Here is a 22914-nt window from a genome sequence, read left to right on the forward strand (position 1 = left end):
ACAAAGTGTGGTGGAAAATATCTTCCGGGCCGTATCAACCTCAAGCAACCAGCGCGGGTGGCTGGTAGTAACAAATGTTTAGGTTAACTACGGTCGGATCTTCCGTTTCCAGCGCGGCGCGAGCGCCGAGCCGTCGATGAACTCCAGGCCGCCCGCCTCGTTGAGCGTGTGCAGCTTACGCCCGCTCCATAGCGCGCCGGGGGTTAAGATCGTCTCGACACGCTGGTCCATGCCGTTCAAATCAATGTGAGTGACGCGTGCGATGCCAAGGGCGCCGCCGTAGCTCCTGCGGCAGTCCTGCACCGGGCGCAGCAACTGGCCGCCGCGCTCCACCATGCGTCCGGCCGGCCGCGCCGAGGCGATATCGATCAGCACCGGATTCTTGGGATGCGGCGTCCAGGGGCCGCGAAAGTCCGGCGCCGACCACAGATGCAGCGCGTCGGAGAAAGCGCCGCCTCCGTCCCGGGGGGTGCCTTCACCGTCCCGGACGGTGGCAAACATCCACCACGAGCCACCATGCTCGACCAAGGTGGCGTCGCTGGCGACGATATCGGACAGCAGCGTCGCTTCCTTGACCCATCCGCCGGGGAAGGCGGTGGCGCGGTAGAGATCCACCGTGCGGTTGGCGCAGCTTTCCGGCACCATCCAGACCTCGCCGTCACGCTCGAAGACGAAGGGGTAGGACAGGTGGTAGGGCAGGTCGAGCACCGGCTCCGGGCGGCCGATCGGCCCCGACGGGCCGAACGGCACGGCGGAGATGATGGCTCTGCCTAGGCGGTGGACATAGTCCTCGACGAACAGGGTTACCTGTCCCTGGTAAAGGATCGGGAACGGATCGGCGTAGAAGCGGCTGCCGTCGTCGGGCAGCTCTTGCCAACCCGATGCCGGATGCGCGCGCAGATCGAACAGATCCCGCCCTCCGGTCTCGCGCCAGCCGACCTTCCAGTGCGGGGCATTGTAGCAGAGATGGTAGATCTTCTGGACGATGCGCCGCGCCAGCGCCTTGCCCGCCCTGACGCCGAGCTTGCCGGCCGAGGGCAGCGACGGCGCACCCCTGCCGTCCACCGGCTCGGGCAGGACGGGCAGGGCGCCGCGTGCGGCACCCGTCACCGCCGCCAGGATCAGGCTTGCCGTGCGCGCCAGCATGTCCTGGAAGGCGGCAAGCGCGATGCCGCCATATTCGGTGCCCAGGCGTCCTTCGGCGACGACGGCACCATTCTCCTCGACGCGGGCCAGCGGGGTCCGGCCATCGAGGATCGACGCCAGCAGGGCGGCTTCGCCGCCGGCGCCATCATAGGTCACACGCCAGACGCGTGTTCCCTCCACCTGCACGTCGCCGCAGAGGTCGAGCACGAGGTCCGGCGAGACGGGCGTCCGCGTTTGGAAGGGTGCCAGCGCCGACAGCGGCAGGCGCTTGGCCAACCCATCCGCGGGCAAGCCGTGGATGACCGTTTCAAGCTGGAACAGCGCGGCGATGCTGCCTGGAATGCCGCTCCCGGCCGGGCGTGCGTCGATGCTGACCTCGACATCGGCGAGCGCGGCCAGGCGCTGCAGCAGCAGCAGGTGAAAAGCACGGAGGCAGTCGCTGTCCAGGCGCAGGCTGACCTGCATGTCGCACCCCTAGAATTCTGATGTTCGGTAACGGCCGGTGTTCGATTTTTGGGCACGATGGGTGGGCGACGGTCGGACTGGAGGGAGATGTTGCTCCATTTCCATTCGTTTCCCGCTCGCTTGCGCCCTGTCAACACGGCCCATGCCTTTGCTACGCAAACTCCGTGCCAAAAATCAGAAGAGCTCCCAACATAATTAATAGTGTTTTAACAGTTGGAGTAATAGCTAGGCTGAAGCCGCAATTTAGTCTTTTGAGGCATATGGAGTGTTGTCGGAGCGACCTTTGCAATCATCCCTGCTCTCGTTGCCGCAACAACAAGCTCCGCAGGTGATGCAATATGCGCCGGAGCCACCTCCGGCCGCGTCGTATCCATCCTCGTCCGTCGAGTTGGGTGACCTGAAGCGTATATTGGTGCGCCGCCGTTTCCTGATCCTCGCCACAGCCGCACTGCTGACCCTTGCAGCGCTGCTCTATGGACTGTTCACGCCGGCGCTCTACAGCTCGGTGGCGGAGATCATCGTCGATCCGCAAGACCTGCAGGTGGTCACCAACGACGTCAATCCGAGCCGGGTTCCGCCCGATGGCGGCATCACCATGGTGGAAAGCCAGGTTGCCGTCGTCCAGTCGAGCGGCGTGCTGCTCAGGGCTATCGCGGCGACCAACCTGACCGAGGATCCGGAATTCAACGGGCAAGGTGGGTTGTTGAGCCGTTTGCTCGGCGGCGTGCTGGGCTCGGAGTCGACCGAGACGGACAAGATGGGCGAAACCGACAAGACGGGGACGACGCTCGATGCACTGCGCCGGCGGCTGGCGGTCAAGCGGGCCGACAAGGTGCTGGTCCTCGACGTGATCGTTACCGCCAAGAGCGCCGACAAGGCGGCGAAGCTCGCCAATGCCATCGCGCAGGCCTACCTGGCCGACCAGGCCGCGGCGCGCGCGAAGATGGCCACGGACGCTTCCGACTCCATCAGCGCGCGGCTGGAAGAACAGCGCAAGCGCGTCCAGCGGGCCGAGAATGCGGTCGAGGCCTACAAGTCCGCCAACAACATGGTGATGGCCGCGGGCAATCTGGTCAGCGACCAGGAACTGACCGAGATCAACACGCAGCTGGCGGCCGCCCAGAGCCGCACCGCGACGCTGAAGGCGCAGGTCGACCAGTTGCGCCGGTCCGGCGGCGCACCGGACGCGACCTCGGAAGCGATGCGCTCGGCGGTGATTTCGAGCCTGCGGGCACAGGAGGCGACGCTTGTCGACCAGGTCTCGCAGCTCGGCACGGAACTCGGGCCGCGCCACCCCTCGATGATGGCGGCCCAGCAGCAACTGCGCGACACGCGCGCGCTCATCGCGCGCGAACTCGGCCGCATCGGCGCCGCCGCCGAAACCGACTATGAGCGGGCACTGGCCAACCAGCAGGCGCTGGAGGCCAAGGTGGCGGGCATGAAGAGCAAGTCGCTAGACACCGACCAGGCCTCGGTCAAGCTGCGCGAACTGCAGCGCGATCTCGAGGCGGTGCGCTCGGTCTACGCCACCTACCTGCAGCGGGCGCAGGAAACGCGCGAGCAGGTCAATGTCGACAGCACCAATGCGCGCATCATCTCCGACGCCATGCCGGCCCTGAAGAAGAGCTGGCCGCCGCTGTTGCTGCTGGTATTCGGCGCGTTCTTCGGCGGGCTGGGGCTCGGCACCGGCATGGCGCTGATCGCGGAATATTCATCGCCGACGGTGCTTTCCAGCGCGCAGATGCAATCGGCGATCGACGCGCCCGTGGTGGGCGTGCTGCCGGCAAAATCGGCGCGCCGCCGCTGGTGGCCTTTCGGCGGCGCCGCCCAGGCCGGACAGAAGATGGACGCCGTCGCCGGCCTGGCGTTGAGGCGCCTGTTCTCCTCCAGCCGACGTCCGCCGGACTGGCCGCTGGTGCCGTCCATCCTGCTGACGTCGGCACCGGAAGATGCCGCGCAACGGGGCCGGGTGGCGCGCCTGCTGGCCAACGCCGCGGCTGCCAGGGGCAGCCGTGTCCTGTTCATCGACACCAATGCCGGCAAGGGCCACAAGGAACCGCAGCCCGGCCTGCTCGACGTGCTGCGCGGCGAATATGCGTTCGAGGCGCTGAGCCAGTACGCGCCCGGCAGCAACGTCGCGGTTCTCGGCAAGGGTCGGCCAAAGGCTGCCTTCTCCGAGGCGCAGGGCGTCTATTACACGCAGCACATGCTGGCCCAGGCGAGCCGCAATTTCGAACTCGTCATCGTCGACGGCGGCGCGCTGGCCGACAATCTCAACGCCTCGCCTCTGGTCGCCATGGTCGACGAGATCGTGCTTGTCGCCACGCTGAACGCGACGCCGATGCGCGATGTCACGGCGGCCGCGCAGGCCATTTCGGTCATGGGGCGGTTGCCGACCGGCGCCTTGCTGGTCGACGAGGCGGCCTGACATGTCTGCCATCCGGGGTGCCGCCCGGTCCGCCACCCCGGCAGCCGGCTGGGCCAGCCAGGGTCAAGCAGCGGCTTCGCGCCGCACCGGCAATTCACTCGACTGGGTGACCGGCTATGGCCTGGTTGCGGTGGTGGCGTTGCTGTTCAGCATCTCGGGCGGCATGCTGTGGCTGGTGGGCTACAATTACGACGGGCTGACCGGCAATCCGGCGACCAAGATCCATCCCTCCACCTATCTGCTCGTGCTGATGTTTGCCTGGCGCGCCTGCACGTTCGGCAACCCGGTTGGCTACACGTTGGCCGTCGCCGACAGGCGGCCGGCGAGCGCGCTGCTGGCCGTCATGTCGATCATGCTGCTGGTCATCGTCATCATCAGGCAGCGCCCCGGCATGGCCGGGATGATCGACACCTTCGTGGCGCCGGCGCTGCTGGTGATGATGCTGGCCGAGGCCGATGAAAAGATATTCGCCCGCATGCAAACGGTGGTGCACGCGGTGATGACGGTGAACGCGCTGCTGGCGCTGTTCGAGTTCGCCACCAAGACGCTGGTCTTCCCTTACCGGCTCGACGGCGTGGTGTTCATGAACGACCTGCGCTCGACGGCGCTTCAGGGGCATCCGCTGTCCAACGCCACGATCACCGCGATCTACGTGCTGGCGCTGCTTTCGGGTTCGCGATCGCTGTCCATGCCGTTGCGGCTCGGGCTGATCGGCCTGCAATGCGCGGCGCTGGTCGTGTTCGGCGGGCGCTCGGCCATGGTGACGACGATCGCGCTCGGCGGCATCTATCTGCTTTTCAGCGGCGTCGCTTATCTGCGGCGAGGACGTATCAGCCTGCCGGGTGCCGCCCTTGCGGTCATGCTCGCCTCGCTGCTGCCAGTCGTGCTCGCCATGCTGTTCTCCTACGGCTTCTTCGACGCGCTGCTGGAACGCTTCGTGTCGGACAGCGGCAGCGCCAATGCCCGCGTCGAAATGTTCGAGCTCTTCAAGCATTTCGAACTGCGCGACTTGATCGTCGGGCCCGATATCGATCTCATCGAAAGCCTGCGCCGCATCAACGGCCTCGAACAGGGCATCGAGAACCCGATCATCCGCCTGCTCCTCTATCAGGGCGCCTTCTTCACCCTGCTGTTGTTTCTGGGCTTCGCACTGTTCATGCACGAAGTGGCGCGCCGCTGCCATCCCGGCATCTGGCTGACGATGCTGGGCTGGCTGATCCTGCTCAACACCTCCGAAAGCCTGGCGTCCAAGACGACGCTGATGACCAAGTTCGTGGTGATCGCGCTGGCGCTGTACCGGCCTGTGAGGGTGGGGGTACGACGCCCGGCGCAAGCGCCGCGAGCGTAGCGCTCTCTCTACTCCGCCATCCTCAGCCCCAGCGCATCCACCATCGCAGGGTCGAGCGCCCGCGTCGTGTCGTCCATCATGCCCATGCCGTCGAAGAGGTCCCAGAAGGCCCAGGGGAAGCCTGATGCCTCGGCGCTCTGCCTGACATCTGATATGTAGCGGGCGCGGTCGGGGTTGGGGGCGGCGACGTAGCGGGCGTCGGTGCGCAGCGCGCCGAATTCGCCCATGATGACGCGCTGCGGCGCGATGCCGTGGCTGTCGGCCCAATCGCGCGCCTGGCTCAGATATTTGTCGATGAACCAGCGGTCGGGCCCGGCGTCGAAATAGACCTTCAGCACGCGTTCGGTCTCGGCAAAGGCGGCCTGCTTGTCCGCTTCGGAGGTCTTGGTGTCCTGAGCCATGCGCGCCCTGACCGAAGCCAGCGTCCGTTCGAACGAACCGGCGGAGGCCGGCCATGGCACGTTGTTGAGCGCGCGGTAGACGGGCTCGCGCATCCAGGGCGCGCCCTGATGGCTGAACAGATAGGGTTCGTAGAAATGGAAGGTGAAGAGGATCGGCTCGAAGGCCGCCAGCGGTTCCGGATCGAGCACGGCGAGCCCGCTCACCATCGAGCCGCAGCCGCCGGTGACGACAAGCGGCAAGGTCCGGGATGACGCCCTGGCCGCCGTCAAAAGGGCCGCCTGGACATTCGACCAGACATTGGAGGAGCAGGATTGCGGCGGCTCGTTGACGGGTTCCAGCGCCACCATGCCCTGTGCGAACCGCTGCAGCCTGCCGGCAAGCGTGCCGACCAGCGCGCGATAGGCTTCGAATTCCGGCGCGGCGGTGCTGGAGACCATGCGGTCGGGATTCCAGTAATGGGTGGCGCCGTTGGCCTGCACGTTGACGATGATGCCCAGACCGGCATCGATGACCGCCGCCACGGCATCGTCCAGCATCGTCAGCAATTTTGCGCGCGTGGCGGCGTCGGCGGCCAGGAACGGGCCGGGATCGACGGGCAGGCGGATGAAATCGAGCCCGGCCTGGCGCAGCCGGCGAAGGTCGTCCGGTGTCGGCACCGGCCGCTGCGACTGGAAGGGCGGCCAGTCATAATCGGTGCGCGGCGCCGGAAATTCGCGTGTCAGCGCGAACCAGGGCCAGGCATTGACGCCGCGGCGAAAGCGCCATTCGCCAGTGGCGGCCAGCGCGGGCGATGCGGTCGAAAGCGCCGCCGTGGCGGGCATCAGCGCCGTCGACAGCGCGGTCCTCAGCAGCCGCCGTCGCGACCAGCCTGTCATACGGCGCCGGGCGAGGGGCGGTCGACCGGCACGGTCGCAGCGGCGGGCACGCCCAGAAGCCGATAGGCTTCGCTTTCATAGGCAAGCAGGACGTCGTCCCAGCGAAAGGCTTCGTTGGCGCGGGCCCTCGCGGCCTCGCCACAGGTCCTGACCAGGGCGTCATCTTCCATCGCCTGCCGCATCCGCTCAGCGCAGCTCCGCGCGTCGGTGAAATAGATGGCGGCCGCGCCCGCGGTCCATCGGTTGTAGGGATTGTCGTGGGCGATCACCATGTTGCCGGCGGCCAGCGCCTCGACCAGCGACGGGTTGGTGCCGCCGACCGTGTGGCCATGCAGATAGGCGCGCGCGTGAAAACGCAGCGCCTTCACCGCCGCCTGATCGTAAATGGCGCCGGGCAGCACCACCGAGGCGTTCGCCGCCTTGCGAACGGCGACATGATAAGGGATCTGGTCGGAAAGCGTGCCCAGAACCACCAGCTTCATGTCGCGCTGCTGGCTGCAGAAGGCTTCGACGATGGGCAGGATGTTGTTGTCGGGCTCGATGCGCGCGATCGAGATCAGATATTTGCCGGGCTCGAGGCCGAGCGCGCGCACCGGCGCCTCCGGTGCCGAGGTCACGGGGTCGGCGCCATAGGTGATGGTGGCTATGGCGCTGCGCGGCCGGCGCGTCGCCAGGTGTTCCGCGATCACGGGATGGTCGGCGACCAGACGGTGCGAGGCCCAGGCGCCGATCCACTCGTTGAGCCAGAACCATGTGCGCGCCGCCACACCCCATTTGGGCCGGCGCCACTCGATGCCGTCCATGTTGGTGATGATCTTGCGCCGCATCAGCCTCAGCCAGGTCAGGAAGACCGCGCCATTATAGCCGAGTACCAGGCAGACACCGGGCCGACGGGCAGCGTCGAGCACGCATTGCCAGTCGAATTCCAGCGTCGCGCGCGGGCCCTTCGAGGCGACCTGGACATGGATGAGCTCGATGCCTTTCCAGGTGTCGACGCGCACCCTCTGGTCGACCCGCTCGACTTCATGCTGGCAGTAGACGCCGACCTTCCAGCCGCGCCCGGCAAGAAACAGCGCCACCTTCTCGGCGAAGGTTTCAAAGCCGCCATGGGCAGCGGGAATGCCGCGCGTCCCGAGGATCAGGATGGTGGGCGTTTCCGGTTTCATGGCTGGTGGCGCTTTCAAATCCGCTCGCTCCGCAATGCGCGGGCCGTCTCGTCTGGAAACCACAGTCCAGCGATATCCATGCCAGACTCAGTTCCGCCCATCATCGCACCGGGGTGTAAAATATTTCTTCCAGCGGCCGGAGTTGTTTCACTATCGGTCAACTATCCCGGCGTATGTGTATCGAAACAAGGCAATGCCGCGACCTGGCGACCAGCAGACGGTCAAGTCAGGGCCGGCATGATCCTTGCTCATGGACTTCTGTGCGCCACATCGGCGGAGGACGTGCGGCATTGGCATGGTGATCCGGGCTCCACACCGCGCGTCACCATGCCGGCTATAAGTGAAGTCCAAAGGGGTGTTGGGCTTGAAATTTCCAGTCGCCTGATCCGTCAGGTGGCGGGATCATCAAACTACCCCTGGCAGAAAGATGCATGGGAATATGCGGATTGCATGCGTCCATCAGGGCTATGAACTCTATGGTTCCGACCGCAGCTTCGCGGAGAGCGTGGCCGCGCTGCGCGCCGCGTTTCCGTCAGCCGACATCGAAGTGGTCCTGCCGCGCGGCGGACCGATCGTACGGATTCTCGAACCGCATGCGACCCGGATCGTCTTCGAGCCGCTCTGGGTGCTGAGGCGCCAGGCCATTGCGCGCCTTGCCACGATCGAGATGGCGCGGCTGCCGGTCGCGGTGCTGAGGGCCTGGCGGCGGCTCAGGGATTGCGATCTCACCTATGTCAACACCTCGATCGTGGCCGACTACGCGCTGGCCGCGCGCCTTCTGCCGCACAAGGCCGTGCTGCACATCCACGAAATTCCCGAAGGCGCCATGCGCAGGATCCTTGTCGGCCTGATGCACTGGAGCCATGCCGATCTCATCTTCAACTCGCGCGCCACCCGCGCCGCGTTCGGCGAGCCCAGATCCGCGCGCTCCCATGTGGTCTATAACGGCGTCGCCGGCCCGGCCGCGGCCGAAGCGACGACCTATGACGGCAAGCGCCCGCTCAAGGTGCTGCTGCTTGGCCGCATCAACAGGATCAAGGGCCAGGAAGTGCTTTTGGAGGCGATCGCCTCGCTGCCGGCGGGACTCAAGTCGAGGATCGAGGTGCGGCTGGTCGGCGGGGCCTTCGAAAGCGTCGAACGCGAACGCGCGCTCGCCGAACTGGTCGGGAGCATGGGGCTCGCCGGACGCGTCAGCGTGCTGCCGTTCATTTCCGACCCGTCCGAGCACTATCACTGGGCCGATATCGTCACCGTGCCGTCGCGGCGTCCCGAGTCGCTCGGCCGTGTCGCCATCGAGGCGATGGCCTTTGGCCGGCCGCCGCTGGTGTCGGCGATCGGCGGGCTGGTCGAGGTGGTCGCCGACGGCGAGACCGGCTGGCATGTTCCGCCCGGCGATGCCGCCGCCCTTGCCGGCAAACTCGAGGAAATCATCCTGCGGCCCGAGGCATGGCGCTCCTTTGTCGCCGCCGGGCGGGCGCGCTACGACGCGGTCTTCAGCGAGCCGGTCGCGGCGGCGGCGATCGCGGCAATAGCCGCGGACAAGCTGAAGGCGGCCATCGCCAAGCCGGGCCGGACGGCAACCCCCCGCCAGGCGGAGACACGGCCGTGAAACTGCCTGGCCATCTGGTGCGGCGCCTCGTGCTGATGATCGGCGGCGAGGCGATGCAGAGCGGCTTCCACTTTGCCCTCAACATCGCGCTGCTGCACATGCTGTCGGCGCAAGGCTACGGCCTCTTCGCCATCGGCATGGTGATGGGCGGCGTCGGCCTGTCCTACATCAGGTCGCTCACCGCCGTTCCCGCCTCGATATGGATGAGCAAGAGCACCAATAGCGCCGGCGTCAATGCCTATGACGTGGCCTTCGGGACGGCGGCGCTGGTCGTTGCGTTGCTGATGGCCATCGGCACGGCGATCGTGATGCGTCTTTTGGGCGATCCCAGCGGAATTGCCGCCGGCTGTTTCGTCGGCGCATGGTCGCTGCGCAGCCACATGCGCACGGCCTTCTTCGCGCGCCGCCAGCAGGTGATCGTCTCCATCAGCGATGCCGCCTTCACGACCGCCGGCACCATCATGGCCGGCCTGGCGATCTGGCTGGCCAGGGATGCGCTGCAGAGCGTGTTCTATGCACTTGCGGCGGCCAACCTGTTTGGCATCTTCGTCCTGGTCCGGCTGGCGCGCCGCACGATGCGCATCAGCTTCCGCATGCCGACGCGGCGGCGCTATGCAAGGCTCTGGTCGCAGCTCTGCTGGTCGGCTTTCAGCGCTACCACCACCAACATCCAGGGCCAATGCCTGGCGCTGCTGGTCGCGGGCATTGCCGGGCCGGCCGCCTATGCGCCGCTGGCGGCGGTGCTCGTGCTGTTCGCGCCGCTGCGCATCATCAGCCTCGCCTTCGTGAACATGACGCAGCCGGAACTGGCCAAGCTGATGCGCGGCAACGAAACGCGCCGTGTCTGGGCGCAGGCAAAGCTGTGGGCTGTCGTCATGGGGTTCGGCGCGGTGGCCTATGGATGCGCCATCATGTTCGTCCTGCCGATGATAAAGTCCCAGGCTCTCCAGGATGCTTCGGTCGGGTTCATCGGGCTTTTCGTGATCGCGAATTTCGTCCCGATCATGCTCTACATCATGCCCCGCGTCGTGCTCGAGATAATGGGTGACTTCCGCATCGTCGCGTTCATCACCTTGGGCGGCGCCATTGTCGGACTGGCGTTGATCGCGATCCTGCTGGCGGTCGCGTCTCCGCCCTGGTCGCTGGCGGGTTCCGCGGTCTCCGAGATCTTCGTGCTCGTGGCATCATGGTACTTCGTGCATCACCGCATGTGGAACATCGAACACCCGGACCAGCAGCACGACAGCCGGCTGGGCTCGTGGCGGCGGGCGGTTTCGTTCGCCGCGGCAAGACGATAGGAGAGAGATGTGTCAGGCCAGGCAGTGCAAATTGCTGCGGTGACGGACTTGCCCGGCGGGCAGGTTCGGCATCCCGCCGCGATCGCGGCGAACGTCGCCTATACGGCGAAACTGCACACCAGCCTGGAGGCGGTCAGGCCGCTCTGGCTGCGCCTCCAGGCGGGTGGCGTGTGCACCGGCCACCAGAATTTCGCCTGGGCGGAAGGGATCGTGGCGCGGCTGATGCCGGAAAGCGCGGAACTCCTCATCGTCGAGGTGGGCGACGCCGTGACCGGCGAAACCAGAATGCTGGTGCCGCTGATGCGGCGTAGGGCGTTCCACCATTGGGTGGTCGAATGGTTGAGCGGTGGCGTCTGCGACTACGCGGCGCCGCTGCTGGCTGATGCCACCCCGTGGACCAGGCAATCCGCGCAGGCTGCGTGGACGGCGGTGCGCTCGGCGCTGCCGCCGTCGGACCGCGTCCACATCGTGGGAATTCCGCGACAGATCCACGGCGTCGTCAATCCGCTGGCCTTGCTCCCGACCACGCGCGATTCCATCCAGACCGCCTTCGGCCTCGCCATCGACGGCGACCCGGAAACAGTCCTCAAGCGTCATTGCAGGCCATCCTTCGTCAAGGAATTCGGCAAGGACTGGCGTCGCCTCGAACGGCTTGGCAGCGTGGAACTGGTCGAGGCCGACGCGCCGGCCGAGGTTGAGCGTATCTTCGGTGAACTGGTGCGGATGCGGCTCGATCGCTTTCGCGAGCTTGGTCGCTTCGACTTGCTGACGCAGGAGAAGATCGTCGATTTCTACCGAAACGCTGCCATTCAGGGCCTGTCGGATGGTTCGGTGCGGCTTTTCGGGCTGCGCGTCGGCGAGGCCCTGATCGCGGTTCAATATCTGCTGGTTCATCAAGGGACCGTTCATGCTCTCCTGATAGCGATGGACCAGAGCGTCGCGCCCAATGTCTCACCAGGGCTTGCAATCATGGGCAGGTTGATCGGCTGGGGGCGCGAACAGGGCTTTGGGTATTTCGACCTGTCCGTCGGAAACCAGGGCTACAAGGAACATATGGGCGCAAAAGGTTCGGTATTGGCCGAACTCTGCCATGGGTTCACGATGCGGGGCAGTGTGGCCGATGCCGTCATCGAGTTCCGCAGGCGGGCCGAGGCTTTCGTGCGCACCAAGCCGGGGCTTTACAAGGCCGTGCAGGGCGCGATGCGCCGTTTGCGGCGGTTGAAGAACTGAAGGACGCCCGCGAAATTGACAGGGCCGCGCGTCTCCGCCATCCTTGGGGGCAGTCGCCGAGCCGCCAAGAGCGGCCGAGTTCCTTGTCGGGCGACCGAGGGCGAAGCGCATGTCCACTGCCGTGAACAGCCAGAACTCCAAGCGCGCCGCGGTGCGCAAGGCGCTCGACCGCCACAAGGTCTACATCACCGCGCAGCGTTTCTCCGATGGCGCCTACAGTGCGCGCGTGCTGGTCGACGGCGAGGCCTACTGGGTCGACGAATTCCGCTTGAGCCAATTGCAGCAGGGGCTGTCGCCGGCCGAGCTGGAGCTGACGCCGGCGATTGACGATTGAGACCAAGTGAAAAATCGCGAATGGTGCAAACGTAGCGCCCTACGGCGCGACGGAACGAGGCGGTTGTTGATTTCCGCCAGGCTCGGCTTTTGACATGCCGCCCGCCAAGCTCCAGACCTATCGCGCCAAGCGCGAATTCTCGAAGACGCCGGAGCCGGCGGGCGGGTCGATGGCCGGCGACGGCAACCGCTTCGTCATCCATAAGCACCATGCGACGGCGGACCACTACGATCTGCGCCTGCAGGTCGGCGATGTCTTGAAAAGCTGGGCGGTGCCGCGCGGGCCCTCGCTCAACCCCGCCGACAAAAGGCTGGCCGTCGAGACCGAGGACCATCCGCTCGAATATATCGATTTCGAGGGCGTCATCCCCGAAGGCGAATATGGCGGCGGGCCGATGATCGTCTGGGACACCGGCATCTGGGCGCCGATGGACGACGTCGACAAAAGCCTGCGCACCGGCGCCTTCAAGTTCCGGCTGGCCGGCGAAAAGCTCAATGGCGGCTGGATGCTGACGCGCCTGAAGCCCAAGCCCGGCGAAGACGAGAACAAGAAGAACTGGCTGCTGTTCAAGGAGCGTGACCTCGCCGCCGACACAGCGCTGAACATCCTCGAAGCGCGACCGGAAAGCGTGAAATCCGGCCTGCGCATCGAGGAGCTGGTGGCGCCGCCGAAGCCGGCCGCGAAGTCCGCGCCAAAGCCTGGGTCGTTGAAGCCGGGCGACCTGCCCGGCGCGGCCAAGGCGCCGGCACTGAGCCGTATCGAGCCGCAACTGGCCACGCAGGTGCCGAAGCCGCCGGGTGGCGAAAGCCTTGCCGACAATACCAACGAGCTCTGGTTGCACGAGATCAAGTTCGACGGCTACCGCACCATGGCGCATGTCTCCAACGGGGAGGTCCGGCTGATCACCCGTGGCGGCATCGACTGGACGAAGCGCTATGGCGACCTTCCCCATGCGTTCGCCAAGCTGCCGTGCCGCGAGGCGATCATCGACGGCGAGATCGTCGTGCTCGACGCCAAGGGCATTTCCCGCTTTGCGCTGCTGCAGGACGCGCTGGCGGCGGGCGCCGGCAGCAAGCTGCACTTCTACGCCTTCGATCTCCTGCAACTCGACGGCTGGGACCTGATGAAAGTGCCGCTCATCCGGCGCAAGGCGCTGCTGGCCGAACTGCTTGGCGGGCTTGGCGCCAACTCCGCCATCCAGTTCTCCGACCATGTCGAAGGTTCGGGGCAGGGGCTCTACGACCAGGTGACGGAACTCGGCCTGGAGGGCGTGGTTTCCAAGCGCGCGACCGCCATCTATCAGAGCGGCCGCACCAAGAGCTGGACCAAGACCAAGGCGCTCGAAAAGGGCGATTTCGTCATCGCCGGCTACACCACTTCTGACGCGGCCGAGGGGCTGGCCGCGCTCGGCATGGCCGAGTGGGTGGACGGCGAACTGCACTATCGCGGCAAGGTTGGCACCGGCTTCGATGCCGCGACCGCGGCCGACCTGCTGGCCCGGCTGGAGCCGCTCACGTCAGGCGCGACGCCGCCGGAAGGTGTGCCGCGCGAGATCATGCGCGAGATGCACTGGGTCAAGCCTCTGTTTTCGGCGCGCATTCATTTTGCCAACCGAACCGCGGACAATGCGCTGCGCCATGGTGTGTTTCGCGGTCTGCGTGACGTCGGCCTGTCGACGCCGGTGTCGGCAAAACGCAAGCGGCTGATCGCTGAAGCCGACCTTGCCACCATCTGGGTGACAAACCCGACGCGGCGGCTGTTTGGCAAGAACGGCCCGACCAAGCTCGACATCGCCGTCTATTACGCGCTGGTCGGCGACTTCATGCTGCCGCACATCCTTGGCCGCCCGGTGTCGCTGGTGCGCTGCCCGACCGGCCTGCCCAAGGACTGCTTCTTCCAGCGCCATGCCTTCACCGGCATGCCGCCTTCGGTGGTGACGTTCCAGGCGACCAATTCCGAGGGCGAGACCAAGTCCTATCTCTCGGTCGAGGGCGCCAAGGGCTATCTGGCGCTGGCGCAGTTCGGCGTCGTCGAGTTCCACACCTGGGGCACCCATCGCACCAGCCTCGACAAGCCCGATCAGATCGTCTTCGACCTCGACCCGGGCGAGGGGATTTCCTGGCGCGAGGTGGTCGAGGCCGCCGTCCACATCAAGGGCGAGCTGGAGGGGCTGGGGCTGGTGCCGTTCGCAAAGACTTCCGGCGGCAGCGGCATCCACATCACGGTTCCGGTGACCGGCAAGCAGAACTGGAAGAAGCTGCACCAGGCGACCAGCGCGATATCAACGCATCTTACGGCCACCGCGCCAGACACCTTCACCACTACCATGGGCAAGGAAAACCGCAAGCGGCGCATCTTCATCGACTATCACCGCAACGCGCGCGGCCACACCTCCGCCGCCCCTTATTCGCTGCGCGCCCGCACCAACCTGCCGGCCTCGACGCCGGTGAGCTGGAGCGATCTGGAGGCGATCGATGCGCCGCAGGATTTGAATTACGCGTCGCTGCCGGGGTTGCTGGAGACATCGGGTGATCCGTGGGCTGAGATTGACGAGTTCGCGCGGGATTTGCCCGCCTCCCTTTCCTAGGATCCTCGCCGTGTCGCTTCGCTCCTTGCTTCGCCGTAGGAACGAAGGCATGGCCGCCCAGGCTAACGGCCAGCGCCACACCAATTCCATCGACGCTTCCGACAATTTGAATTATTCTCCGCCCGTGACCCTCGAAAACCGGCGGGAAGATTTCGTCAGGGATTTGCCGCTATTGTGCCGGGTCGGTGTAGGATTTGCGCAGCCTTGTTCGTCCTTCGGACGAAGCGCTGCGAAGTAACTGTCAGCGCGTGGCCGCGTAGGAGTTCATCATGGCGCCCAGGGCAAGTTGGAAAGGTTACCTCAAACTCAGTCTGGTCAGCTGTCCGGTGCGGCTATACCCCGCCACCAGCGCCAGCGAACGCATCTCGTTCAACCAGCTGCACAAGAAGACCCATAACCGCATCAACATGAAGCCGGTCGACCCTGAACTGGGGCTCGTCGAACGCGCGGATCTGGTCAAGGGCTATGAGTACGAGGACAAGCAGTACATCATCATCGATGATGCCGACCTTGACGCGGTGCGCATCGAATCCAATCACACGATGAACATCGAGGCCTTCGTCGACGAGGACGAGGTCGACGTCATCTACCAGGACGCGCCCTATTACATGGCGCCGGACGGGGCGATGGCAGAAGAGACCTTCGCCGTGCTGCGCGAGGCGATGCGCAAATCCGGCAAGCTCGCCATCGCCCGGCTGGTGTTGTCCAGCCGAGAGCGCGTGGTGACGATCGGCGCGCGCGAGAACGGCATGTTCGTGTGTACGTTGAGGAACCCGAACGAAGTGCGTGGCACAGCTGAATATTTCGGCAACATTCCGGCCGGCAAGCCTGACCCTGAAATGCTGCAGCTTGCCGAAGCGCTGATCAAGCAGAAGGAAACCACCTTCGATCCGAAGAATTACGAGGACCGCTACGAAGTCGCGCTGATGACGATGATCCGCGAGAAGCTGAAGGGCCACAAGCCGATCATCGCGGCGGCACCGGAACGCGGCAATGTCATCAACCTGATGGATGCGCTGAAGGCCAGCCTGTCGCAGTCGAAGCCGCCGGCCAAGTCGAAGAGCAAGGCCGACGAGGCCGCCAAGCCCGCCGCCAAGAAGGCGGCAGCGGGTGGTGCGCCTGAAAATCCGCTCAAGGCCAACCTGCTCAAGGCGGTCGGCAAGAGCAAGAAATGACGGCACCGGCCGTTCCGGGTGCGGTCTTTGGTACGATCGGCGCGCTGGCGGCGTTTCCGCTCAGGCTCGCCGCGCGCGAGGTGGAGCGCCAGCACGGCCAGCTCAGGCGCGGCGTCACCAGGCGTACCACCCATGTCGTGTTCGGACGGACCTTGCTGGCCAAGGCCGGGCTGACCAAGGCCGGACTGACCAAAAATAGTGACGGCGAGATCGAACGCCGCCTCGGCGCCGAGCGCGGGGCCGGGCGCATTCTCTTGAGCGAGAACGGTTTCCTGCGGCTGCTCGGGCTGATGAAGGCGCCCGAGGCGCCCTCACTGTCGCGCCAATCGCTGATCGACCAGTCCAGGCTGTCCGGCGCCGATCTCGACCGGCTCAGCCTGTTCGATGCCTTCGAGCATGATGGCGAGCCCTATTCCTTCCGCGACCTGATCCTGGCACGCAAATATGCCGGGCTGATCGCCGGCGGCGCCACATGGGGCGCGATCGCGCGCTCAGTCCACCGCTCCGGCCCCGCCGCTTCGCTCACCGCCAAGTCGCTCAATGTCGGCTCGCAGCATGGCCGTCCCGACGCCATCTATCTCGAAGGCGGCCAGAGCGAACTCGACGGGCAATTGCTGTTCGATCTGGGAGCCGCCGCCATTGGTGACGACACGCTGGAAGATCTGTTCGCCGAGGCGGAAGCGGCGGAGGAGGGCGGCGACCATGACGATGCCGCCGCACTCTACCAGCGCTGCCTCGCCATCGATCCGACCGACGCCATCGCCGCCTTCAACCGCGCCAACTGTTTGCGCGGGTCCGGGCGCGTGGCGGAAGCCGCGCACGATTATGCCAGGGCGATCAAACTCGACCCGGCCTTCGTCGAGGCCTGGTTCAACCTCGCCGGCCTGATGAGCGAGCAAGGCCGCGACGCCTCGGCGCGAAGGCATTTGCAGAAGGCGATCGGGCTCGACAGGAATTATGCCGATCCTGTCTTCAACCTGGCGCGGCTGGAGTTTGACGCGGGCCATCTGCTTGAGGCGCGACGGCTGTGGGTGCGGTATCTGGAGCTCGACGCGGCATCGGAATGGGCTGGAGTGGCGGCCAGGGGCGTGCAGTTCGTGGATATGCAGCTGGCAAAGTCGGCGGGGTGAGGGTCTTTCCTCCTCCCCTTGTGGGAGAGGTGGCCTCGCGAAGCGAGGTCGGATGAGGGGTGTTCCAGGGAACGCCAACGTCTCACTTCGCTGGAACACCCCTCAACCGTCTCGGCGCTACGCGCCGATCCACCTTCTCCCACAAGGGGAGAAGGAGTCACCAAGGCCGAGCCACGGGAGTTCTGTATCCATGACCACCTTCCTCTTCGATGGCCACGACACCGCCCCCGTGACCATCCTGCTTGCGCATGGCGCCGGCGCCTCAATGGATTCGCCCTCGATGACCGCTACCGCCAAGGCACTCGCCGCCGTGGGCTTCCAGGTCGCGCGCTTTGAATTCCACTACATGGCGGCGCGCCGTTATGGCCAGCGCAAGCCGCCGCCGCGCGCCGAGACGGTGAACCCGGAATACATCAAGGCGATCGCGGACCTCAGGGCAAAGGGCGTGACGGGCAAGCTCATCATCGGCGGCAAGTCGATGGGCGGGCGCGTCGCTTCCATGGTCGCCGACGAGATGTTTTCCAAGGGCGAGATATCGGGGCTGGTCTGCCTGGGCTATCCCTTCCATCCGCCTGGCAAGCCCGAGCAATTGCGGACAAAACATCTCGCCGGGCTGAAGACGCCGACGCTGATTTTTCAAGGGACGCGCGACGAGTTCGGCACGAAGGAAGAGGTCGCGACCTACGGTCTTTCCGATGCTATCGAAGTGATCTGGCTGGAGGACGGCGACCATGATCTCAAGCCGCGCAAGAGCATTTCGGGCTTCTCCACGGCGGATCATCTGGCGACGCTGGCGGAGACGGTGAAGGCGTGGGTGGGCAGGATCGCCCCCTGATCCCGATGAAGATCGCCTCCTTCAACATCAACAACATCAACAGCCGGCTGGACAAGCTGCTGGCGTGGCTCGCCACCGCAAGACCCGATGTCGTCTGCCTGCAGGAATTGAAGGCGCGCGACACGCAGTTTCCGCGTACCGCGCTTGCTGATGCCGGCTACGGCGCGGTGTGGAAGGGCGAGCCGACCTGGAACGGCGTCGCCATACTCGCGCGCGGTGCCGAGCCGGTGCTGACCCGCGATGCCTTGCCCGGCGATGATGCCGACCGGCAGAGCCGCTATATCGAGGCGGCGGTGAATGGCATCGTTATCGCCTGTCTCTATGCGCCGAACGGCAATCCGCAGCCGGGGCCGAAATTCACCTACAAGCTCGCCTGGCACGCGCGGCTGGAGGCGCATGCGGCACAACTGCTGGACACCGGACTGCCTGTCGTGCTGGCCGGCGACTACAACATCGTGCCCGAGCCGCGCGACATCTACGCCACCCGCTCCTATGACGACAACGCGCTGGTGCAGCCGCAAAGCCGCGCCGCCTTCGCCGCGCTGCTCGAACAAGGCTGGACCGATGCGTTGCGCAAGAAATATCCGAAGGAGACGCTCTACACCTTCTGGGATTACCGCCGGAACCGCTGGCAGCGCGACGCCGGCCTGCGGCTCGATCATATCCTGCTGTCGAAGACGCTCGTGCGCCGGCTGAAGGGAGCGGGCATAGACCGCGACGTGCGCGGGCAGGACGGCGCCAGCGACCATGCGCCGGTCTGGGTGGAACTGGGGTGAGGGGCTTTCCGGCCGCTGATCATCCTTTTGGTTACTCCCCATGACAACGGCGAGCGGCCATCATCGAGGCCCCTCCGCCATGAGTGACCTCGGGCCTCATCGGAATCCTTGTCGCGGCGCTCGCGATCATTGCGCTGCCGTCGTCGTCATCCGGCTGTTGCGCAAAGCGCATCCGCCGCCGCGTCCTGCGCCGGGCATCATGTTGCGGTTCCTCGACAGGCATGTCAATGTAAATGTTGACATTGTGCGATATTTTGTATAGGTAAATATCTACACATTTCAATTTAATGTCAATACATGAGTTTACAATGAGCGTGAAGCAGGCCGTTCGCCAACAGTATCAGGCCTTGGTGGATCTCGCCCAAGATGGCAATTTGCAGCTTCCCGCGGAAGGGTGGATACGCACCGTGCGAAAGGCGCTCGGCATGTCCGGCGCCCAGCTCGCAGGGCGGATGGGCGTTACCCGCGCCCGTATTGCCCAGGCCGAACAAGCCGAACTCCAGGGCGGCGTCACCTTGAAGTCGATGCAGGCAACGGCCGAGGCGATGGGATGCCGGTTCGTCTACGCGTTCGTGCCACCCGACGGCATCGAGGCGATTATCGGCGCCCAGGCACGCAAGAAGGCGCAGGCGATCGTCGCCACGGCCGGCAAACACATGGCGCTTGAAAACCAGGCGGTATCTGGCAACCGGACGGAGCGCGAAGTGAGCCGCCTGGCAAGCGGTCTGATGCATGAAATGCCGTCCGACTTCTGGCAGGACAAATGACGGTTACGCCTGACTATCCGGTGGGCGCGACGCCGCTTGACCCAAACGAGCTTGGCGGACTGAGGCACAAGCACATCACGACCCAGGCCGAACTGGACGAGCTGGAACAGTCCAACATCGCGTCCGGCCTGCTGTGGCTATCCCGGACGCGAAGGAAGGACATTCTCACTCACGGTTTTGCGGTCGAGCTTCACCGGCGGCTGTTCGGGGAGGTGTGGCACTGGGCGGGCGCTTTCAGGACGACCGGCAAGAACATCGGCGTGGACCCGGTGCAAATCGGGGTGCAGTTGCGGGAGGCGCTGGACGACGCGCTGTATTGGGCGGATCGTGGCACCTATGTGCCCGTGGAGGCAGCCGTGCGGCTTCACCACCGGATTGTGTTCATCCATCCGTTCGCGAACGGCAATGGCCGCCATGCCCGCATCCTGGCGGACGCCATGCTCGAAAAGGTGTACGGCGTCGATCCGATCGATTGGGCGGATGGGGCTGACCTGTTGAAAATGAACGAGAGACGGGCGGCGTATATTTCGGCGTTGAAGGCAGCCGATCGACACGACATCAGCCCATTGCTGGCTTTTGCCGGGCTGGCAGCAAAGCCGTGACAGCCAGGCGCTTGCCATGGTCGACGCGGACGGGGGGCGCATTGTTGGGGTGCTCGGCGCCCGCGCCAACCAGGGCGGCTCGTACCGCCGCGACAACTTTATCGCACATCGCCCAGACGTCCGAAACTTCCGCGAAAGCGGAATAGGCAGGGGCTGCAAGGCCCTGCATTCTAGCCGGGCACAATCGGCCAATCATCAGGCGGCATTGCGGGCATGGCGATGACGCGCGATGGCAAAGGGCCGGCGCCTCTGGACCGACCGGCGCGCGTTGCCTGCGCGTCGCGGATCGAACCATCCGGTTTCCCTTGTAGGACCAAGGTCTTGGGTGGTGCGCGCAAAAGTCCGAGGGGCCCTGTTCGGTTCCGGCAATGTCCATTGGATGTTCCGCTATTTCATCCAATCGAGATATAATCATGCGGCCTTGCAGCGGGGTTGAGAAGGGTGAAAAGCCTGGTCGAACGGCCATGAACTGGTGACCCGTCCGGCAGGGAAGGCAAGCGCAAAATTCCAGCGAGAGCAGCTGCTGGTCAGCCTGCCCGACCGAAAGCTGGCAGTCGGTCGTTTGTTTCGGGAGCGAAAACTCGGCCCGCTCCACGCAGGCAGGCGCGCTTGGGCTTGCCGTCAGCCCAGCCACCACCACAATGCCGCGATCACCGCCGCGATGGCAGCCACCGCCAGTCCCAGCATGATATAGGAGCCCGTGATGATGTCGCGGATGATCTTCTTGATCGTTTCGCGGTCGTTCAGGTTTGGGAAGGGTTCGTTCGGCTGCGCCACGTCGAGAAAATGGCAGAGCGGGGCCCAGCCCTCACTGACCTTGAACACCAGCAGCTTTTCCGGCGGCACGGCTGCCTTCACTTCGTCGACATAGGCATTGTAGCGGGCAACCGCCCTATCCCGGTCGCCCATGACACCGGCCAATGTGCGGCCCCAGATGAGCTTGCGCGACATGTCGCCGAACTTCCGGCCGAACGGGGTGAGCCATTCCAGAATCTTGAACTGCCACAGGTTCTCGGTGAAGTAGATGGTGTCGATCGTGCTTTCGTACCACGCCTCGGCGCCGCGTGGGTGCAATGTCAGCAGCACCTTGGCATCGGGGTAGGCCACCATCAGTTCGCGCCACACGCAGCAGCCTGGATTGTCGACCGTGGCGGTGTAATTGGCGAACACCTTGCCCCAGTCCTGCTGCGAACCGGGCGGGCTGTTGGCCACCTTGCGCCAGAAATCGAGATGGCCTGTGTTGGCCTTGTTCATGATCACTTCCTGCATGTGATAGCAGGGCAGGCCGAGCTTGTTCAACGCGGCAAAGGTCGACCATGTGCCGGTGCGGCCGAAACCGGCCCCGATCAATTTAAGCGTCATTCCCAATCCCCCCGGACTTCTTTTCCCGACTACCGCGGTCCGTGAGCATCAAACTGCTCCTGCCAGCGCCACCGTGCAACAAATTTCTAAGGGGATGCCGAGCCGGAGATCGCGTACTTGCGTAGTTGCTAAAATAATGAAAGCCTGTGCGCGATGCGGAGATTTGGGCAGGGAGTCGCCCGGACCGGGACGGGTTCGGCGATCTTGAAGGTCGATGTATTTTGGGCCATTTCTCGTCGGAATGTCGGCGACCACGATCCTTGTCGCGGTCTGGACCTATATTGCTACCGGTTCCTTCTGGGAGGCGCTTGCCTGGACAGTGGTGGTCCTGGTCGTCCTGCAGGTCGGCTACTTCGTGCTCGTCCTGGGGCTGATCTACAGGCGCGCGCAAGACACCACGATGGGCCAGGATGCAGTCAACCCGGTGCCGCCGTTACACCGGGACGGCGTCCGGCATTAAGGGCGCGCTTCGCGGCTCGCTATCCCTCCGCCCCAGGAGAATCTCTCAGGGCCTTGCTGGCCAGCGTATTCAGCATCGCGCGGAATTCGCTGGCGGCGCATTTCCGGTAAATCGCGGCGGCCATGGTGGAACGAAGCCGCGGTGCGTGCGTTTTCCTGCCTCGATCGGTGAGGCGCCACCTCCACCGGTCCGTTGAAGGTCCGCTCCTGCTCCCGGCGGGGCGGGCCTTTTTTGGAGGCGAGGTAAAGCATGGGAACGACACCCCTCGCTATACGTTAGCTGTTGCCAAGGCGGTGTACAGAGCGAATAGCCCTAGAAAGAGGCGCCATTTCTTGCCCTTGCAAGGTGATATGCCTTGATTTTCCCGCAATCCAGAAGAAGTTCTGTTAGATCTGCGAAGCATGCTAGTGTTGATATCTTCACTTATATTTGTAGCGAAATGTGGCATATTGTTGGTTAAGCGCCTCATTTATTTCACAAGCAGATATGGAACCTCCGACTTGCGTGAGAGTTTCCCTTCAGGCGGAGCGAATGCCCAATCACGGAGGTTGTCATGAAACATTATCTTACGAGTGCTGCGGCTGCGATCGTCCTGCTGGGCGGCGTCGGCGCGGCTCTGGCGGACACCATCGTGGTCCAGCCGGAACAGGAGACGGTCGTTCGCGAATATATCAAGAGAGAGCCGCTGGCGTCGGTGAACCTTCTGGGCGTCGAACTCAAGCTCGGCTCCTCGGTGCCGGACAAGGTCGAACTGCGTGAAGTTCCCAACGTCAGGTATCGCGTCGCGGTGATCAATGATCAGACCGTGCTGGTGGATCCCGACACCCGTCAGATCGTGGAAGTTCTTCACTGATCCGTCTCAGGCATCAAGCAAAAAGCCCATCACCGGTTTAACGCCGGTGATGGGCTTTTGTTTTGA

The 22914-nt window shown here is 64.8% G+C and carries 19 protein-coding genes; 15 read left to right on the forward strand and 4 right to left on the reverse strand.

Annotated features, from left to right (window positions below; genetic code table 11):
- Nucleotides 1-87: 87 nt before the first annotated feature.
- Complete coding sequence (locus tag O7A70_RS09010) at nucleotides 88-1611, reverse strand: glucosamine inositolphosphorylceramide transferase family protein (RefSeq protein WP_337140064.1); 1524 nt, start codon at nucleotides 1609-1611, stop codon at nucleotides 88-90.
- A 283-nt stretch (nucleotides 1612-1894) separates the two neighbouring features.
- Between O7A70_RS09010 and O7A70_RS09015 the strand changes: the two genes are divergently transcribed.
- Together O7A70_RS09015 and O7A70_RS09020 are read left to right on the forward strand one after the other, a co-directional pair.
- A complete protein-coding gene (locus tag O7A70_RS09015) occupies nucleotides 1895-4039 on the forward strand; it encodes a GumC family protein (protein WP_337140065.1) in 2145 nt (714 codons plus the stop codon).
- Between the two features lies 1 nt (nucleotide 4040).
- Nucleotides 4041-5387: a VpsF family polysaccharide biosynthesis protein gene (locus O7A70_RS09020; protein WP_337140066.1), complete on the forward strand. Its 1347-nt coding sequence runs from the start codon at nucleotides 4041-4043 to the stop codon at nucleotides 5385-5387.
- Nucleotides 5388-5395: 8 nt separating this feature from the next.
- Here O7A70_RS09020 and O7A70_RS09025 read toward each other — a convergent pair whose 3' ends face one another.
- Nucleotides 5396-6664 (reverse strand): glycoside hydrolase family 5 protein, encoded by a 1269-nt coding sequence (locus O7A70_RS09025; RefSeq protein WP_337140067.1) that lies wholly within the window; start codon nucleotides 6662-6664, stop codon nucleotides 5396-5398.
- Complete coding sequence (locus O7A70_RS09030) at nucleotides 6661-7830, reverse strand: glycosyltransferase (RefSeq protein WP_337140068.1); 1170 nt, start codon at nucleotides 7828-7830, stop codon at nucleotides 6661-6663. The genes O7A70_RS09025 and O7A70_RS09030 overlap by 4 nt, the downstream gene beginning before the upstream one ends.
- Nucleotides 7831-8269: 439 nt before the next feature.
- Here O7A70_RS09030 and O7A70_RS09035 point away from each other — a divergent pair, with 439 nt between their 5' ends.
- The 11 genes from O7A70_RS09035 (at nucleotide 8270) to O7A70_RS09085 (ending at nucleotide 20173) form a co-directional block, all read left to right on the forward strand.
- Entirely contained in the window at nucleotides 8270-9439 is a 1170-nt protein-coding gene (locus O7A70_RS09035; RefSeq protein ID WP_337140069.1) for a glycosyltransferase family 4 protein, read from the forward strand.
- A complete protein-coding gene (locus tag O7A70_RS09040) occupies nucleotides 9436-10737 on the forward strand; it encodes a hypothetical protein (RefSeq protein WP_337140070.1) in 1302 nt (433 codons plus the stop codon). Before O7A70_RS09035 ends, O7A70_RS09040 begins: the two co-directional genes overlap by 4 nt.
- Before the next feature lie 9 nt (nucleotides 10738-10746).
- Nucleotides 10747-11967, forward strand: coding sequence for a GNAT family N-acetyltransferase (locus tag O7A70_RS09045; protein WP_337140071.1), 1221 nt, complete (start codon nucleotides 10747-10749; stop codon nucleotides 11965-11967).
- 109 nt (nucleotides 11968-12076) lie between these two features.
- Entirely contained in the window at nucleotides 12077-12301 is a 225-nt protein-coding gene (locus tag O7A70_RS09050) for a hypothetical protein (RefSeq protein ID WP_337140072.1), read from the forward strand.
- Nucleotides 12302-12395: 94 nt separating this feature from the next.
- Complete coding sequence (gene ligD, locus O7A70_RS09055) at nucleotides 12396-14888, forward strand: DNA ligase D (protein ID WP_337140073.1); 2493 nt, start codon at nucleotides 12396-12398, stop codon at nucleotides 14886-14888.
- Between the two features lie 269 nt (nucleotides 14889-15157).
- Nucleotides 15158-16063 (forward strand): non-homologous end joining protein Ku, encoded by a 906-nt coding sequence (gene ku / locus O7A70_RS09060; protein ID WP_337140074.1) that lies wholly within the window; start codon nucleotides 15158-15160, stop codon nucleotides 16061-16063.
- Nucleotides 16060-17193 (forward strand): tetratricopeptide repeat protein, encoded by a 1134-nt coding sequence (locus O7A70_RS09065; protein ID WP_337140076.1) that lies wholly within the window; start codon nucleotides 16060-16062, stop codon nucleotides 17191-17193. Before ku ends, O7A70_RS09065 begins: the two co-directional genes overlap by 4 nt.
- Nucleotides 17194-17383: 190 nt before the next feature.
- On the forward strand, nucleotides 17384-18028 hold the full coding sequence (locus O7A70_RS09070) for an alpha/beta hydrolase family protein (RefSeq protein WP_337140077.1): 645 nt from the start codon (nucleotides 17384-17386) through the stop codon (nucleotides 18026-18028).
- Nucleotides 18029-18033: 5 nt separating this feature from the next.
- On the forward strand, nucleotides 18034-18804 hold the full coding sequence (locus tag O7A70_RS09075) for an exodeoxyribonuclease III (RefSeq protein WP_337140214.1): 771 nt from the start codon (nucleotides 18034-18036) through the stop codon (nucleotides 18802-18804).
- A gap of 308 nt (nucleotides 18805-19112) precedes the next feature.
- The gene (locus O7A70_RS09080) at nucleotides 19113-19571 is read left to right on the forward strand and encodes a mobile mystery protein A (RefSeq protein ID WP_337140078.1); all 459 of its coding nucleotides are present in this window, start codon (nucleotides 19113-19115) and stop codon (nucleotides 19569-19571) included.
- A complete protein-coding gene (locus O7A70_RS09085; RefSeq protein WP_337140079.1) occupies nucleotides 19568-20173 on the forward strand; it encodes a mobile mystery protein B in 606 nt (201 codons plus the stop codon). The genes O7A70_RS09080 and O7A70_RS09085 overlap by 4 nt, the downstream gene beginning before the upstream one ends.
- Before the next feature lie 621 nt (nucleotides 20174-20794).
- Here the strand turns inward: O7A70_RS09085 and O7A70_RS09090 are convergent.
- Nucleotides 20795-21535 (reverse strand): sulfotransferase family protein, encoded by a 741-nt coding sequence (locus O7A70_RS09090; RefSeq protein ID WP_337140080.1) that lies wholly within the window; start codon nucleotides 21533-21535, stop codon nucleotides 20795-20797.
- A gap of 214 nt (nucleotides 21536-21749) precedes the next feature.
- On the opposite strand from O7A70_RS09090, the gene O7A70_RS09095 reads away from it, so the two are divergent.
- Both O7A70_RS09095 and O7A70_RS09100 read left to right on the forward strand, forming a co-directional pair.
- Entirely contained in the window at nucleotides 21750-21995 is a 246-nt protein-coding gene (locus O7A70_RS09095; protein ID WP_337140081.1) for an exopolysaccharide production repressor protein, read from the forward strand.
- Nucleotides 21996-22548: 553 nt separating this feature from the next.
- Entirely contained in the window at nucleotides 22549-22848 is a 300-nt protein-coding gene (locus O7A70_RS09100) for a DUF1236 domain-containing protein (RefSeq protein ID WP_140508581.1), read from the forward strand.
- Nucleotides 22849-22914: the final 66 nt, after the last annotated feature.

The sequence above is a fragment of the Mesorhizobium sp. Cs1299R1N1 genome (assembly GCF_037179655.1).
GTDB classification, from domain to species: Bacteria; Pseudomonadota; Alphaproteobacteria; order Rhizobiales; family Rhizobiaceae; genus Mesorhizobium; species Mesorhizobium salmacidum.